The organism is Streptosporangium sp. NPDC001681, assembly GCF_040298085.1.
Classification (GTDB): domain Bacteria; phylum Actinomycetota; class Actinomycetes; order Streptosporangiales; family Streptosporangiaceae; genus Streptosporangium.
Map to the genome: position 1 here is coordinate 59,588 of NZ_JBEOZN010000037.1, position 14,618 is coordinate 74,205.

A 14,618-nucleotide genomic window follows, 5' to 3' on the forward strand; every position below is an offset into this window, starting at 1 on the left:
GGAGCCGCCGTCGAACGGGTGCCGGAGCAGGTTCCAGGCGGCACCACGGTCCGGGCCACCTCTTGCGTCCCCTTCAACGCCTGTGCCCAAGAGCACATCGACCGGTAACCTCACCGACGAGACGCTGCTCCGCCCGGCACGCGACACCGACGTCGCTCCTCAAGCACGACCCTTCCCGCCCACGACGCTCAGGGGCAGGGCCGCTCTCTGGATTCGATGTGAGAGAACTGCAGATTGTGGGGTAAAGGTGGCGGTCGGACGGGGTTCGCAGACGGCGAGGGGAGAGCTGCGGCTGTACGGGTGGATGCTCGCACTGGCCGCAGTGGTCCTTATCGCGGACCAGACTTCGAAGATCTGGGCGATCTCGGCGCTCTCGGACGGCGAGCGTATCCCGGTGATCCCACAGCTGATCCAGCTGCGGCTGCTGTACAACCCCGGTGCCGCGTTCTCGATCGGGACGGGCGCGACGTGGGTGTTCGCGCTGGCGGCGGCCATCGCGGTCATCGGCATCCTGTACACGGGGCGGCGGCTGCGCTCGCCCGCCTGGACCGCCGCGCTGGGCGGGCTCCTGGGCGGCGCCGCGTCCCACCTGCTTGATCGCCTCCTGCGTTCCCCCGGATTCGGCCGGGGGCATGTCGTCGACTTCATCGACTACGGCGGCCTGTTCGTCGGCAACGTCGCCGACATCGCCCTCGTCGGAAGCTGCGCCCTGCTCATGCTGCTCAGCCTGCGCAACGTCCCCCTCGGGGAGGTGGCCGACCAGGGGCCGGCCTGAGTCGCGAGCCGCACCACCCCCGGGCCCTCCGCCGCTGCCACGAGATCCGGGCAGCACGCCCGCGATGCCCGCCTCCGGCCACCGCGTCGTCCAGGGCACCGATGTGCACACGGACCACGTGGGCGGGCTCGGTGGTGCGGCCCGCCCGTCCTCTAGTGGACGCCGGAGCGGCGGCGGTGTGCCTTCTGGCGGCATGCCGCGCCGCAGAACCTGGCGGGCCTGCCCGTGCGCGCGACGTGGATCGGAGCGCCGCACACCTCGCATCCCGACGGGCCCACCCCGGCACGACTTTCGTTACGCGGTGCTGCCGCCACCCATGTTTCGTTACGATCGACCGTCACGTTGCCGCGTTTCGTCGCGCTGTCGCGTCGCATCGCCCCCCGCGCGCCATCGCGTCCCGCCACGGCCGGCGCGGCCTCCGCGCGGGCGTCGTAGTCCGCGCGTGCGGCGGCGATCTCGTTCTGGTGCCGCTCCGTCCAGGTGACGAGCGACTGGATGGTGTCGTGCAGGGTCACGCCGAGCGACGTGAGCCCGTAGTCGACCCGGGGCGGCACGACGGGGTGCACAGTGCGGCGCACCAGGCCGTCCCGCTCCAGATGGCGCAGGGTGACGGTGAGCATCCGCTGGCTGACGCCGTCGATCTCCCGGCTCAGCTCGGTGAACCGGAGGGTGCGCCGGTCGAGGAGCGCGATGACGAGCAGCGACCACTTGTCCGCGACGCGGTCGAGGATCTGGCGGACCTCGCAGTCCTCCCTGGTGTCCCACTGCCGGGCGTCGACGTGGGAACCGGTGTCCGCGCAGTGACTCGGTGACTTCGAAGTGCCTTCTTCCATGGTCGTTGATGGTGCCCCATGATGCGACTACTTACAAGAGGGAACCGATCGCGGTCCCTCCCTTCCCACAAGGAGCCGTCTCGTGTCCACACCACTGTCCCCACCGCCCGGCGGCGCCGACCGTACGGATCACATCGGCGGGCGCGCCCGGGGCATGCTGCTCGTGCTGTGCGGCGCGATCTTCCTGGAGGGGATCGACGTGGCGATGCTGAACGTGGCCCTGCCGTCGATCCGCGCCGATCTGGGCCTGACCACCGGATCGCTGAGCTGGGTGATGAGCTCCTACATACTCGGCTACGGCGGCTTCATGTTGCTGGGCGGGCGAGCCGCCGACCTGCTCGGCCGGCGGCGGATGTTCCTGGCGTGGCTCGGCGTCTTCGTCGTCTTCTCCGGCCTGGGCGGGTTCGCGACCGAAGGCTGGGTCCTCATCGTCGCCCGTTTCGTGACAGGAGTGGCCTCCGCGTTCATGGCGCCCGCCGGCCTCTCCATCATCACGACGAACTTCGCCGAGGGGCCGCAGCGCAACCGTGCCCTGCTGGTCTACGCGGGTACGGCCGCGGCCGGATTCTCCCTCGGCCTCGTCGTCGGCGGCCTGCTGGCCACGGTCAGCTGGCGATGGGTGTTCTTCGCGCCGGTGATCCTGGCCTCCGCGATCCTCCTCGCCGCCCTTGCCCTCATCCCCGGCGACAGCCGCCCGCCCCGCTCCACCGGAGGCTTCGATCTGGCCGGTGCGGTCACCGTGACCGGCGCGATGTTCGCGCTGGTGTTCGCGGTCGTCCGGCTGGAGGGCCCCGGCTCGGGATGGGGCTGGACGGTCGCCGCGCTCGCCACCGGGATCGTGCTGCTCGCCGCCTTCACCGCGATCGAGCGGCGATCGGCCGCACCGCTGATACGCCTGGGCATCCTGCGCTCGGGTCCGCTCGTCCGCGCCAACCTCGGCGCACTGCTGTTCGGCGGCTCGTTCTTCGGATTCCAGTTCCTCGTCGTCCTCTACCTGCAGGAACTGCGCGGCTGGTCGTCGTTGCAGGCCGCCCTGGCCCTGCTGGTCGTCGGCATCGACGCCGTACTGGCCCCCACCCTCACCCCCCGGCTGGTGAACCGCTTCGGCAACGTCCGGGTGATCCTCGGCGGGCTGTGCCTCGCCGCCGTGGCCTACGCCCTGTTCCTGCCGGTCGGTCTCGACTGGACGTACGCGGCGATGTTCCCGACCATGCTCCTGCTCGGTCTCGCCTTCGCCCTGACGTACGGGCCGCTCACCATCGCCGCGACCGACGGCGTGCCCGAGGAGGAGCAGGGGGTCGCCGGCGGCCTGCTGTACACCTCGTTCCAGTTCGGCTCGGCGCTCGGCCTGTCGGCGGCGACCGCCGTCAACGTCGCCGCCACCGGGGCCGGCGGATCGCTCCTGGCGGGGCTCGACGGCTTCCGCGCGGCCCTGTTCGTCCCGGTCGTGATGGTCGTCGCGGGAGCGGCCATCATGGTGTCCGGCCTTCGCGGGCGCACCGGGTCCGGCGGCACCCGCCACCGGACCCCGGTCGCCGCCGAGGCCGGGTAGGGCGGGCGTTCCGGGATGTCGACAGGATCGGCGACGCGCTGGGCGGGGGCCGCTTCGCGGCCGACTTCGACCACTGCGGCGGGCCGGCGCCCGATGAGGCCCGATCGATCGTCGGCCGGGCCCCCGTGTGGAGACGCCCATCAGGTCAGAAGGCGTCGCCCCAACGACCGCAGTCGTCGAACTTGTCGGTGCCCTCGCACACCCGGACCTTGAAGTCGTCGAAGCCGCTGCTCCCCTTGAACCCGCCGAACCGGTCGATGTCACCGTGACCGAGGGTCTTGAAGACCTTGGTGTGCGAACCGAACCGGTCGTGCCACTTGAACCACACGTAGCTGTAGGAGCGGTCGCGGTCACGGTCGAACAGGTCGCCGTAGAACCAGTAGCGGCCGCCCTCCTTGGTCCAGTAGCCCTTGAAGTAGGACCGGTGCCCGAAGTCCTCGCCTCGGCCGAAGCCGGAGTAGTAGGGGCCGAAGAAGTGCTTGCTGAAGGTCTGTGCCTGCTGCGGGGCGGTCGCGGTGGTCGTCGTGCCGGCGGTCGAGGCCGTCGCCGCCGGGGCCACGGCCACACCGGCCAGCAGCGAACCGGCCAGGGCCGCTCCGGCGAGAAGTGCGCGCTTCGTGCTCATGTTCATGCTCCCGTGAGTGCGGTGTGGAGACTTGTCGTTCGGACACCACAGACGTTAGAAAGCCACGAAGAACCCTTCTGCGTACGAATCCACACTCATCCCCGAGGGTGCACTATTACGCATTCCCGCCCTGCCATGACGGCCGAGGGACCCGCACCGCGGCGGTCCGGGATCGAACGGCCCTCGATGTCGGCGCCACCCGAGTCATGATCACGTCATCGCTCCGGCAGGGATCTCCATGAGGGCGCGCTGGAGCGGCCCGGCGACGGTATCGATCATTACGGTGCTGGCGCGTGAAGATCCTCATGCTGACGGGCGCCACGGCGTCCGCCCTCGTCCTGTCCCTGCCCGCCATCGCCGCGACGGCACCGGCCGCTCTTCCCGAGCCCCCGTCCGTCACCGTCGCCCGAACCGAACTCGACCAGTTGAAGACGGCGGAGCCGCGCCCGATGACCGGCTACTCCCGCGCCAAGTTCCCGCACTGGTCCGCTCAGGGCGGCGCCTGCAACACGCGAGAGAAGGTCCTCGCCAGGGAAGGCTCGCTCGTCTTCCAGGACGGCCGGTGCCGGGCCATCTCCGGCACCTGGCGGTCGGCCTACGACGGGAGGATGATCGCCTCCGCGAGCCAGGTCGACATCGACCACATGGTCCCCCTGGCCAACGCGTGGCGCTCCGGCGCCGACGGCTGGACCACGCAGAAGCGAGGCGAGTTCGCGAACGACCTGAAGAACTCCCAGCTCATCGGCGTTTCCGCCGCGTCGAACAGGAGCAAGGGCGACCAGAGCCCCGACCAGTGGCGCCCGCCGCTGGTGAGTTACTGGTGCACCTACGCGCGCGCCTGGACCGACGTGAAGTTCGACTACGACCTCACCGTGACCGACGCCGAGCGGGCGGCACTGAAGAGCATGCTCGACACCTGCGACGCGGAATGAGCGAGCGGTACCGGTCCGAGGTGACCGCCGGTCCCGGTGGGGTGATGACCGACGAGGTGGGAACCGTCACCGGAGACCTCACCGTGGTCACCGAGATCGCCGACGGCCAGGCCGCCGTCCGCGTGCAGTACACCGGCGCGGAGGAGTGGTACGTCGCCACGGGCAGCCCGCTCCCCGTCTCGGCGGGCAGTGGCGAGGGGATCCACGAGGCGGTGGTGGCGATGATCCGGCACGGCGCGCCCGAGGGCGTCGCCCAGGCGACCGGCTGACACCACCGTCGATGCCCCGCTCTCCGGCCGGCGGGGAGCGGGGCATTTCTCGCGCGTACGAGGCCGGCGCGGGCGGTACTCCTGGTCGTGGCCGGCCCGGGATCGTCCAGGCGCCGATGAGGGGGTACGCGGATCTGCGTACGGTGAAGCCTCGGGTGAGCGGATGTCCCGGCGCGGCCGCGCGCCCAGACTCTGCGCATGCCGACCATGCTCATTCGTGCCTTCCGCGTGCCCGACCTCCGGAAGAAGATGCTCTTCACTCTGGCGATGATCACGCTGTTCCGGTTCGGGCAGATCCTGCCCGCGCCCGGCGTGAACGTGGTCGCGGTGCGGGAGTGCCTGAACACGACCCGCGGCGGGCTCATCGACATGTTGCAGCTGTTCAGCGGCGGGGCGATGCTGAAACTGTCGGTGTTCGCCCTCGGGATCATGCCGTACGTCACCGCCGGCATCGTGATCCAGTTGCTCACCGTGATGGTCCCGCGTCTGGAGGCGCTCAGGAAGGAGGGGCGTCAGGGGCAGGCGAGGATCACCCAGTACACGAGGTATCTGACGGTGGCGCTGGCCGTGCTCAACGCCACCACCGTCGTGTCGCTGGCTCGCGCGGGCCGGATCTTTCCCGGCTGTGACCGGCAGATACTGCACGACCGGAGCCCGATGACGATCGCGGTGATCGTGGTCACCCTGGTGGCCGGGACGTGCGTGATCATGTGGCTGGGCGAGCTGATCACCGACCGGGGGATCGGGAACGGCATGTCCATCCTGATCTTCACGCAGGTCATCGCCGTGTTCCCCTCCTACATGTCGAACATCTTCCTGCTCAGCCCGTTCGCCCTGGCGACGATGCTGGTCGCGGGCGTCTTCCTGGTGGCGGCGGTGGTCTTCATGGAGCAGGCGCAGCGACGGATCCCGGTGCAGTACGCCAAGCGGCTGGTCGGGCGCAGGATGTACGGCGGAACCTCGACCTACCTTCCGCTGAAGGTCAACCAGGCCGGGATCGTCCCCGTCATCTTCACCTCGTCCCTGCTCCTCCTGCCGCAGCTGGCGATGCAGCTGATGGGCGGCACGGGACCGGTCGCGGCGTGGATCGCGCGCTATCTCGTCTCGGGCGACCACCCGGTCTATGTGACGACGTACCTGGTGCTGATCGTGGCCTTCACCTACTTCTACGTGTCGATCACCTTCGATCCCGCGGAGGTGGCCGACAACATGAAGCGGTTCGGCGGGTTCGTGCCCGGCATCCGGCCCGGACGCCCCACCGCGGAGTACCTGCGGTTCGTGCTCTCGCGGCTGACGGCCCCGGGAGCGGCCTATCTCGGCACGCTGTCGCTGATCCCGATCATCGCGTTCATGCTGCTGCGCGATCCGGCGACCCAGCAGAACTTCCCGTTCGGCGGAACCACGGTCCTCATCATGGTCGGGGTGGGCCTGGACACGGTGAAGCAGATCGAGGCGCAGCTGGAGCAGCGCGACTACCGGGGCTTTCTCAGGGGATCGTCAACCCGGATCTGACCGCGAAGACGACCAGCTGGGCACGGTCGCGGGCGTGCAACTTGACCATGGCGCGGCTGACGTGGGTGCGAACCGTCTCGGGGCTGATGACCAGCTCCGCGGCGATCTCGTCGTTCGATCGGCCGGTGGCGACCCAGGCGACCATCTCCCGCTCCCGGGGAGTGAGGGTGTCGAGGCCCTCGACCGGGGTGATGTCGTGCCGGCCGAACAGCCCGATCACCTTCCTGGTGACGGACGGGGAGAGCAGGGCCTCGCCCGAGGCGACGACCCTGATCGCGTGGGTGAGCTCCTCGGGAGCGCTGTCCTTGAGAACGAATCCGCTGGCCCCGGCCTGGAGGGCGGCAAAGATGTACCGGTCGACCTCGAAGGTGGTGACGACGACCACCCGGGTGGTGTTGAGCGCGGGATCGGCGGCGATGGCACGCAGCGTGTCGATGCCGTCCATGCCGGGCATCCGGATGTCGAGGAGGAGGACGTCGGGACGGGTGTCCCCGAGCAGCCGGAGAGCCGCGGCGCCGTCCGCGGCCTCACCGGCGAACTCCAGGTCGGGCTCCCTGTCGATGAGCGCCCTGAGCCCCATGCGCACGACGGCCTGATCATCGGCGAGCGCCACGCGGATCGTGCCCGCCGGAGAAGTCACGCGGTGTCCTGCGACATCAGCCACCGCGGGGCGTCGGTCGTGGAGCTCTCCGGCTTCACGCGATGTCCGGGGAAGGCTTCACGTCGTGCCCGGGGGGAGCCTCGTGCGGTGCGCGGGGAAAGCAGGCCACGACCTGGAACCCGCCGCCCTCGCGAGGGCCCGCGCTGAAGGCGCCACCGGCCTCCGTCACCCGGACCCGCATCCCGGCCAGCCCTCGGCCCTCGTCCGTTCCGGCACGGCCGCTCCCCCTGTCCGCGACCTCCAGAACGAACCGGCCCGGGTCGCCGGAGACCCGGACCAGGGCTCTGGTCGGGCCGGCGTGGCGCAGGACGTTGGTCAACGACTCGCGCACGACGCGATAGACCGTGCCTTCGAGGTGCGAGGGAACGCTCGGCTCGGCCGGTTCGACGTCGACGGGCAGCCCCGCCGCGCGCACTCCGTCGATCAGCCGGAGCAGGTCGTGGTCGGCGGCCACCGGGTCGATGAGGTCGAGCGCGGAGCGGAGCTGGTTGAGCGCCCGCACGCTGGTCGAGCGGATCGCCTCCAGCGACTCGCGAACCTGGTCGGGCCGCTCGTCGAGCATGAGCAGGGCGACCCCGGCCTGCATGGCGATGGTCGCGAGGCCGTGCCCGGCGGCGTCGTGCACCTCGCCCGCGATGCGCGCCCGCTCCGCGGCGATCAGCTCCCGTGTGCTCGTCGACGCCCGCGCCGTCTCGCCGACCGGCTCGGTGACCGTTTTCACCAGCAGCGCCGGACGGGCCGGCGCCGCGGTCAGACCCCAGCTCGCCGGGACATCCGTGCCCGTGATCCGGTCGCGCGAAGTCTCCGCGTCGAGGACCTGGCCCGCCGGGACACCCGCGCCGGGGGACCTGGCCGCGACACCCGCGTCCAGGGGCTGACTGGCCGCGCTGCGGGCCTGGACGAGACCGCTGGACGGCCACGGGATGGCCAGCCAGCCCACCCAGGCCAGCATGAGGATGACCGGCAGGTCACGGACCCGGCCCAGGCGGGAAAGCGCCACCGCGGCCGCCGCGAGGGAGGCGTGCGGACGGCCGTCCGGATGCGTGGGCTCGGTCACCGTCCTCCATCAGAACAGACTCGGGTGAACCGATCCTAGCCAGTGCCGGGCGGTCCCGTCCGGACCCGGAGGTGAGCGTGCCCTGACCGCCTACCGGCGGTCTCGCAGGGATTCCAGCAGGCGCGACAGCTCCTCGGTGACGGCCGGGAGGTCGCCGGGATCCGTCGAGCGGGCCAGCCACAGGGCCGCCTCGTTCATCGCACCGGACAGCAGCCGGGCCAGCGGCTCCACGGGCCGGCGGGCGATGACCCCCGCCTCGATCAGCGTGACGAGCGCCTCGGTGAGGTGCCGCGCCGAGGACGCCTCGTCCATGGCCCGCCACTCGTTCCAGCCGAGCACCGCGGGGCCGTCGACGAGCATGATCCGCTGTATGTCGGGGTCGCGGCTCACCGCGAGGAAGGCCCGGCATCCCGCGACCAGCTGCTCCCACGGGTCGTCGTGCGCGTCCGCCGCCGCCGAGACCCGCTCGCCCACCTCCCGCTGCACCTGCTCGACGACCGCGTGGAAGAGGGCGGCCTTGCTGTCGAAGTGGTGGTAGAGCGCGCCCTTGGTCACGGCCGCCGCCCCGACGATCTGCGCCAGGCTCACCGCGGCGTACCCGTGCCGCGCGAACAGCGTCCTGGCCTCCGTCACCAGCGTGCGCCTGGTCTCCAGTCGTTGCCGTACCCGATCCATCGCGGCCTCCATCATTGGCATACCGATGGTATGTTAACCTCACATACCGACGGTATGTGAATATGTCGAAAGGAGGGGGCCGTGCCCCTCACCAAGTCCCTCACCAGCTTCTACCCGGTCGTCTGCACCGATCGGATCACCGAGTCCCGTGACTTCTACCAGCGGTTCTTCGGCTTCGAGACGGTGTTCGAGGCGGACTGGTACGTGAGCCTGCGACAGCCGGAGCCGCCGTACTACGAGCTGGCGCTCGTCGACCACGACCATCCGACCGTGCCGGAGAAGTACCGCTCGGCGGTGCGAGGACTGATCCTCAACTTCGAGGTGGCCGACGTCGACGCCGAGCACGACAGGCTGGTACGACGGGCGGGGCTCCCGGTCGAGCTGACGCTGCGTACCGAGGAGTTCGGGCAGCGGCACTTCATCGTGGCCGCGCCCGACGGCGTGCTCATCGACGTGATCACCCCGACCGAGCCGTCCGCCGCCTACGCCGGACAGTACGCCGCTCCGTGACCCGGCGCGGCTCCGGCTGTTCCGGTCTCTCCGAGGAGCAAGCGGTTCAGCCCCGGCCCAGCCGCCTGCCGAGGCGCTGGGCCGGGGCCTCGACCAGCCGGTGGGTCAGGTAGCAGAGCGGCAGCAGCGCGAGGAGGAATGGCTTCTGGGTGATCCCCTCAGGGGAGTTCCCGAGTTGTCAGCCGGTGAGGGCCTCAGCCGGCCGGGGGGCGGGGGTCCGCCTGGCGTGCTGGGAGGCGAGCTTCGTGGCGACCAGCAACACGGCCAGTCCGGCGACGGTGAGGGCTGCGCCGGCCCAGATGGGAGCGGTGTATCCGAGGCCGGCGGTGATGGTCAGGCCACCGACCCAGGCGCCGAGGGCGTTGCCGACGTTGAAGGCGGCGATGTTGGCTCCCGAGGCCAGGGTGGGCGCCCGATCGGCGTAGTGCATGATCCGCATCTGCAGTCCTGGCACGGTGGCGAACCCGAAGGCGCCCATCATGACCAGCGAAATCGTCGTCATCACCTGGCTGTGCGCGGTGAGGGCGAACACCCCCAGGACGGCGGTGAGCACGACAAGGACGATGATCAGCGTCTTTGGCACAGACCTGTCGGCCGCCTTTCCGCCGATGAAGTTCCCGATGAACAGCCCGGCGCCGAAGAGGACGAGCAGCCACGGCACGGACGCGGAGGCGAACCCGCTGACCTCGGTCAGGGTGTAGGCGATGTAGGTGAAGGCGCCGAACATGCCGCCGAAGCCAAGGACCGTGACGAACAGCGACAACCAGACCTGCGGGTGTGCGAAGGCGACCAGCTCGCCGCGCAGCCCGTTGTCCCGCGTCTCGGCGTCTGCCGCGCTGTGGCCGGAGACCAGGGTCGCCACACCGATCAGAGCGATGACCCCGATGACGGTGATGGCCCAGAACGTGGAGCGCCAGCCCAGCTGCTGGCCGAGCAGAGTGCCGAGCGGCACGCCGAGGACGTTCGCGCTGGTGAGGCCGGCGAACATCATGGCGATCGCGCCGGCCCGCTTGGCCGGCGCCACCATGTCTGCGGCGACCACGGCCCCGATGCCGAAGAACGCGCCATGGCACAGCGCCGCGACGACACGTCCGAGCATCATCACCGAGTAGTTGGGCGCGATCGCGGACATCAGGTTGCCGATGATGAAGAGCACCATCAGTCCGAGCAGTACGTGCTTGCGGTTGAACCTCGTCGTGGCGGCCGTGAGGCCGATGGCGCCGACCGCGACGCTGAGCGCGTAGCCGGAGATGAGCCAGCCCGCAGCAGCCTCGGTGACGCCGAAATCCTGGGCGACCTCGGGCAGCAGGCCGGCGATGACGAACTCGGTGAGTCCGATGCCGAAACCCCCGATGGCGAGGGCGAGCAAGCCGATAGGCATGCTGATTCCTTCCAGGCTTCTCCTAGATAAGCCGCGTCTGCAACTAGCGGCGTGGGAAACAATATACTTGCATACGCCTTTAATCAACATGAGCTTGGTAAGCTGCGATCAGAAGTCGAATGGCCGTCCCAGGTGGAGGGCCCTGGCCCCTCAGGAGGATCGGTCATGGGAATCAGGGACGACGCGGTCGAGATCCGCGCACAGGGCTGGCGGACGCTGGCGGCGCTCCACGGCCTCATCGAGGCCACGCTGGAGCGGGAACTTCAGGCCGACTACGACCTGTCGGTCGTCGAGTACACGGTGCTGGACGCGTTGTCGCGACAGGATGGCTGGCACATGCGCATGCAGCAGCTCGCCCGGGCGGCGGTCCTGTCCAGCAGCGCGACCACGCGGCTGGTGAACCGGCTCGAAGACCGCGGGCTGTTGACCCGAATCCTCTGCCAGGACGACCGTCGCGGCATTTACACCGAGCTCACCGGTCCGGGATGGGAGCTGCTGACCAGGGCGCGACCGGCACACGACGCGGCCCTCGCCAGAGCTCTGGCCGAGGCGGAGCAGACCCCGGAGCTCGCCCCCCTGGTGGACGTGCTGCACCACCTGCCGGCCCACTCGAAAGCGGTGCTTTAGCGCCAAGGAATGGGTGAGCGTCGATAGCCCTGATCACAAGCCATCAAGATTCTTATGTCGCGGAGTGGCCGCGCACGATCTGGATCTTCTCTCCCCCTTCCTGGAGATCCATCTCAACGGCTCGCCGACGGCCACGGCTACCAGGCGTGGCCTGTCAAAACCGACCGTCACAGGCCGGCCGGCGCGGCTGGAGCAGCACGTCGGCGAACCGTTGTTCAGCTGTCCCGCTCTCCCCTCGCCAGTTCATTCGCGGCGTTGCCCACACCTGTCCGGCAGGGGAGTGAGTGAAGGCCGGCCCAGCCGCCTGCCGAGGCGCTGGGCCGGGGCCTCGATCAGCCGGTGGGTCAGGTAGCAGAGCGGCAGCAGCGCGAGGAAGAAGAGCGGAAGGTTCGGGCTCACCCGCAGCAGGAGCGGGTGGAGCAGGTAGAGGGAGAAGCTGATCACCCCGAGATGGGCGAGCCACCGGGGGAACGACCTGTGCCGCAGCGCGAACGCGCCGCCGAAGAAGGCGGCGGCCAGCAAAAGCGCGGGTGCCCAACCGGGATCGTCCTTGGCGAGGGCCCCGCAGGCCAGGACCGTCAGCACGGCGGCGATGGCGGCGGGCCATCGGATCGTCCCCTGCTCGGCACGGTAGACGGCCGTACCGGCGAACATCATGGCCGGCACGATCAGGCCCTGCCAGGCACCGATCCTGCTGCCCAGGACTACCAGCGCCAGCCCGAGCAGGCCGCCCGTCACCGCGGCGGCCGTGCGCGCCCCGCCGCGCGCGGCCGCCGACACCACGATGACCACGATGACCACGACGCCGAGGAGCGCGGCGACCAGGTCGGCGCGGCCACCGATGACCGGACGAGGCAGCAGGAGTCCGAGAGGTACCGCCGACACCGCCAGGACGATCGCGACCGCCGCCGACCGGTGCGCCTGCCGCACGGTGAACAGCCCGACCGCCATCAGGTAGAACGCCATCTCGTAGGAGAGCGTCCACATCACGTCGATGACGGCGGGCACGCCGAGCAACTCCTGCAGCATCGTCAGGTTCCCCAGTGCGACGAGCGGCGCCGGGCGGGCGCTCACGCCCGGGTGGAGGGCGAACGCACCGGCGTAGGCGAGCAGGAGCGCCAGGCCGAGCGCGGCGAGCAGCAGGGGCAGGAGGCGGAACGCCCGGCCGACCCAGAAGACCCGCGGGTCGCCGCGCCGCTCCAGGGAGGCGGGGATGATATAGCCGCTGACCAGGAAGAACACGAAGACGCCCCAGGTGCCGACGTCGATCCTGCGGTCCACCTCGGCCCAGAGGTCCGGGATGAAGGTCCACCCGGAGTGGTGCAGCGCGACGGCCAGCGCGGCGGGTCCCCGCAGGGCGTCCAGCCAGGCCAGCCGGGAGGGAGTCGGGGCCATTCGCCCGACTTTAGGCGATAGAAACTAGTTCTCGGGTGCCGCCCGGTCCGCGGTGTCAACAGCCCGGTGAACCGGCCCGCCTCCCCGTGAACGGGCGTCACTGCTTGCGGCGGTCCGGCGCGGGCACTCCCAGGAGCAGCTCGCGGACGGCGTTCCAGGTCCGGTGGAGAGCCGCCTCGACCTCGGGAGACCTGTCCCCGAGGATGCGGGCCCAGGCGCCCCGGTCCCCGGGCAGGACGCTGGCACCGGCCCGCAGCCCGGTGCCGGCGAGCACCGCGTGCATCGTGTCGGCCACGACCTGCGCGGGCTGCGCGGCGGTGACGACGTACAGGGAGGACAGCAGTCCGAATCCGGCCATCACCGCGGGTCCGGTCACCGGCCGTTCCCCCGGCACCAGGCGGAGCGGGTCGGCGAAGAGCAGCCGTGCCGAGGTGTCACGCACCTCGACGTCGCTGCAGTACGCCGTGTACGCGTGCCGCTCCCCCCGCGCCAGCCTGCCGGCCATCAGCGTCTCGCCCAGCACCACCGTCGCGTCCGCCGCGACGGTGACACGGAGCCGCTGGTAGTACCGCGAGCCGGCGAACGGGATCGTGGTGTCCGGCAGGTACTCCAGGTAGCCGCCCGGCCCCGCAGTGAGGTTGACGAGCTGGGTGGCGTAGTCCTGTTCCATCCGGTAGATCCGGGTGGCGGCCTGGGTGGTCAGGTGGACGGACGAGCCCTCGCCGCAGGAGACGTCGACGCGGTAGCGGTCGCCCTGGAGAACGCCGCCGCCGGACGACATGAACATGAGGTAGGGCATGTCCGGGCGCTCGGGGTCGTAGTACAGCGGGCGGGCGATCTGCAGCGGCGTCTTCTGGTAGTGACCGGTCAGCTCGGTCCGCCCGCCGACCCGCTCGAACGCCAGGTGCAGGACCCCGACCTTGCCGGGACTGCCGACCGGCAGCATGTCCAGGTCGGCGGCATGGCGCGCCACCGAGCCCGGCAGCCACTCCGGCTGGTAGCGCTCCGGGACCAGATGGTCGATCACCGCCCCGGGGCGCACATCGCCTCCAGCCGCGCCTCGATGAAGTCGGCGACCTCGGTGACACCGGTGCCGGCCAGGCAGTCGGTCAGCACGACCGGCCCCGCCCCGCGCACCGTGTGCGCGTCCCGTTCCATCACCGACAGGTCGGTGCGCACGTACCGGGCGATGTCGATCTTGTTGATGACCAGCAGGTCGGAGTCCGTGGTGCCCGGGCCGCGCTTGCGCGGCATCTTGTCGCCCGCGGCGGTGTCCAGGACGAAGATGTAGACGTCGGCGAGCACCGGGCTGAAGGTGAGCGTCAGGTTGTCGCCGCCGCTCTCGAACAGCAGCATGTCGATGTCGGGGAACCGGTCGAGCAGCTCGGCCGCCGCCGCCAGGTTCATGCTCGGATCGTCACGGACCGCGGTGTGCGGGCAGGACCCCGTCTCGACCCCGACGATCCGCTCGGAGTCGAGCACCCCGGCCATCGTGCGGCGGACGTGTTCGGCGTCCTCGTGTGTGTAGATGTCGTTGGTGATCACGCCGGGGCTGTGCCCCCTGGCGATCAGGATGGGGACCAGCATCTCGATCAGGGCCGTCTTGCCGGATCCGACGGGCCCCCCGATACCGACCTTGAACACCTTCCGCGGTTCCATCTCGTGCCCTTTCAGGTGATGAACAGACGGGCCGCCGCCCGCTCGTGCGCGGCCGAGACCGTGTCGGCGACGGGTACCGAGCCGTTCAGGTCCATGGGGTCCTCGGCGGCGAGCGCCGCCCGCGCGACCCGGGCGAGGTCCGGCCGGACCTCGCC

16 protein-coding genes are annotated in these 14,618 nt (G+C 70.4%); 7 read left to right on the top strand and 9 right to left on the bottom strand.

Going from position 1 to position 14,618, the window contains the following annotated elements; genetic code table 11:
• The first annotated feature begins 247 nt into the window (after window positions 1-247).
• Window positions 248-775 carry a signal peptidase II gene (locus tag ABT130_RS18845; protein WP_350956909.1) on the top strand — a complete coding sequence of 176 codons (528 nt, stop codon included), beginning with the start codon at window positions 248-250 and terminating at the stop codon, window positions 773-775.
• Window positions 776-927: 152 nt separating this feature from the next.
• Here the strand turns inward: ABT130_RS18845 and ABT130_RS18850 are convergent, their stop codons facing one another.
• Window positions 928-1,608 (bottom strand): winged helix-turn-helix transcriptional regulator, encoded by a 681-nt coding sequence (locus tag ABT130_RS18850; protein ID WP_350956911.1) that lies wholly within the window; start codon window positions 1,606-1,608, stop codon window positions 928-930.
• Window positions 1,609-1,690: 82 nt separating this feature from the next.
• Here ABT130_RS18850 and ABT130_RS18855 point away from each other — a divergent pair, with 82 nt between their 5' ends.
• Window positions 1,691-3,160 carry an MFS transporter gene (locus ABT130_RS18855; protein ID WP_350956913.1) on the top strand — a complete coding sequence of 490 codons (1,470 nt, stop codon included), beginning with the start codon at window positions 1,691-1,693 and terminating at the stop codon, window positions 3,158-3,160.
• Between the two features lie 145 nt (window positions 3,161-3,305).
• On the opposite strand, the gene ABT130_RS18860 is transcribed toward ABT130_RS18855, so the two are convergent.
• Complete coding sequence (locus tag ABT130_RS18860) at window positions 3,306-3,785, bottom strand: hypothetical protein (RefSeq protein ID WP_350956915.1); 480 nt, start codon at window positions 3,783-3,785, stop codon at window positions 3,306-3,308.
• Between the two features lie 293 nt (window positions 3,786-4,078).
• On the opposite strand from ABT130_RS18860, the gene ABT130_RS18865 reads away from it, so the two are divergent.
• The 3 genes from ABT130_RS18865 to secY all read left to right on the top strand — a co-directional run bounded on the left by ABT130_RS18865 (window position 4,079) and on the right by secY (window position 6,498).
• Complete coding sequence (locus ABT130_RS18865; protein ID WP_350956917.1) at window positions 4,079-4,717, top strand: HNH endonuclease family protein; 639 nt, start codon at window positions 4,079-4,081, stop codon at window positions 4,715-4,717.
• Window positions 4,714-4,986, top strand: coding sequence for a hypothetical protein (locus ABT130_RS18870; RefSeq protein ID WP_350923143.1), 273 nt, complete (start codon window positions 4,714-4,716; stop codon window positions 4,984-4,986). Before ABT130_RS18865 ends, ABT130_RS18870 begins: the two co-directional genes overlap by 4 nt.
• A gap of 198 nt (window positions 4,987-5,184) precedes the next feature.
• Window positions 5,185-6,498 carry a preprotein translocase subunit SecY gene (gene secY, locus ABT130_RS18875; protein WP_350956919.1) on the top strand — a complete coding sequence of 438 codons (1,314 nt, stop codon included), beginning with the start codon at window positions 5,185-5,187 and terminating at the stop codon, window positions 6,496-6,498.
• Here secY and ABT130_RS18880 read toward each other — a convergent pair.
• The 3 genes from ABT130_RS18880 to ABT130_RS18890 form a co-directional block, all read right to left on the bottom strand.
• Window positions 6,473-7,138 (bottom strand): response regulator transcription factor, encoded by a 666-nt coding sequence (locus ABT130_RS18880; protein ID WP_350923148.1) that lies wholly within the window; start codon window positions 7,136-7,138, stop codon window positions 6,473-6,475. The genes secY and ABT130_RS18880 overlap by 26 nt on opposite strands.
• Window positions 7,139-7,193: 55 nt before the next feature.
• The gene (locus ABT130_RS18885; RefSeq protein ID WP_350956921.1) at window positions 7,194-8,216 is read right to left on the bottom strand and encodes a sensor histidine kinase; all 1,023 of its coding nucleotides are present in this window, start codon (window positions 8,214-8,216) and stop codon (window positions 7,194-7,196) included.
• Window positions 8,217-8,306: 90 nt separating this feature from the next.
• Window positions 8,307-8,906 carry a TetR/AcrR family transcriptional regulator gene (locus tag ABT130_RS18890; RefSeq protein ID WP_350923330.1) on the bottom strand — a complete coding sequence of 200 codons (600 nt, stop codon included), beginning with the start codon at window positions 8,904-8,906 and terminating at the stop codon, window positions 8,307-8,309.
• A gap of 66 nt (window positions 8,907-8,972) precedes the next feature.
• Here ABT130_RS18890 and ABT130_RS18895 point away from each other — a divergent pair, with 66 nt between their 5' ends.
• Entirely contained in the window at window positions 8,973-9,401 is a 429-nt protein-coding gene (locus ABT130_RS18895) for a VOC family protein (RefSeq protein ID WP_350956923.1), read from the top strand.
• A 178-nt stretch (window positions 9,402-9,579) separates the two neighbouring features.
• Here ABT130_RS18895 and ABT130_RS18900 read toward each other — a convergent pair whose 3' ends face one another.
• Window positions 9,580-10,782 carry an MFS transporter gene (locus tag ABT130_RS18900; RefSeq protein ID WP_350956925.1) on the bottom strand — a complete coding sequence of 401 codons (1,203 nt, stop codon included), beginning with the start codon at window positions 10,780-10,782 and terminating at the stop codon, window positions 9,580-9,582.
• Between the two features lie 165 nt (window positions 10,783-10,947).
• Between ABT130_RS18900 and ABT130_RS18905 the strand changes: the two genes are divergently transcribed.
• Window positions 10,948-11,409, top strand: coding sequence for a MarR family winged helix-turn-helix transcriptional regulator (locus ABT130_RS18905; RefSeq protein ID WP_350956927.1), 462 nt, complete (start codon window positions 10,948-10,950; stop codon window positions 11,407-11,409).
• A 243-nt stretch (window positions 11,410-11,652) separates the two neighbouring features.
• Here ABT130_RS18905 and ABT130_RS18910 read toward each other — a convergent pair whose 3' ends face one another.
• From ABT130_RS18910 to ureG, 3 genes are all read right to left on the bottom strand, one after another.
• Window positions 11,653-12,804: an acyltransferase family protein gene (locus tag ABT130_RS18910; RefSeq protein ID WP_350956929.1), complete on the bottom strand. Its 1,152-nt coding sequence runs from the start codon at window positions 12,802-12,804 to the stop codon at window positions 11,653-11,655.
• Between the two features lie 97 nt (window positions 12,805-12,901).
• Window positions 12,902-13,846, bottom strand: coding sequence for an urease accessory protein UreD (locus ABT130_RS18915; RefSeq protein WP_350923186.1), 945 nt, complete (start codon window positions 13,844-13,846; stop codon window positions 12,902-12,904).
• The gene (gene ureG / locus ABT130_RS18920) at window positions 13,828-14,463 is read right to left on the bottom strand and encodes an urease accessory protein UreG (protein WP_350923189.1); all 636 of its coding nucleotides are present in this window, start codon (window positions 14,461-14,463) and stop codon (window positions 13,828-13,830) included. Before ureG ends, ABT130_RS18915 begins: the two co-directional genes overlap by 19 nt.
• Window positions 14,464-14,618: the final 155 nt, after the last annotated feature.

What these genes read in the sequence shown, in the direction of transcription:
- ABT130_RS18850 (WP_350956911.1), bottom strand. Translation starts at nt 1,608, where the DNA reads ATGGAAGAAGGCACTTCGAAGTCACCGAGTCACTGCGCGGACACCGGT.
- ABT130_RS18860 (WP_350956915.1), bottom strand. Translation starts at nt 3,785, where the DNA reads ATGAGCACGAAGCGCGCACTTCTCGCCGGAGCGGCCCTGGCCGGTTCG.
- ABT130_RS18870 (WP_350923143.1), top strand. Translation starts at nt 4,714, where the DNA reads ATGAGCGAGCGGTACCGGTCCGAGGTGACCGCCGGTCCCGGTGGGGTG.
- secY (WP_350956919.1), top strand. Translation starts at nt 5,185, where the DNA reads ATGCCGACCATGCTCATTCGTGCCTTCCGCGTGCCCGACCTCCGGAAG.
- ABT130_RS18890 (WP_350923330.1), bottom strand. Translation starts at nt 8,906, where the DNA reads ATGATGGAGGCCGCGATGGATCGGGTACGGCAACGACTGGAGACCAGG.
- ABT130_RS18900 (WP_350956925.1), bottom strand. Translation starts at nt 10,782, where the DNA reads ATGCCTATCGGCTTGCTCGCCCTCGCCATCGGGGGTTTCGGCATCGGA.
- ABT130_RS18905 (WP_350956927.1), top strand. Translation starts at nt 10,948, where the DNA reads ATGGGAATCAGGGACGACGCGGTCGAGATCCGCGCACAGGGCTGGCGG.
- ABT130_RS18910 (WP_350956929.1), bottom strand. Translation starts at nt 12,804, where the DNA reads ATGGCCCCGACTCCCTCCCGGCTGGCCTGGCTGGACGCCCTGCGGGGA.
- ureG (WP_350923189.1), bottom strand. Translation starts at nt 14,463, where the DNA reads ATGGAACCGCGGAAGGTGTTCAAGGTCGGTATCGGGGGGCCCGTCGGA.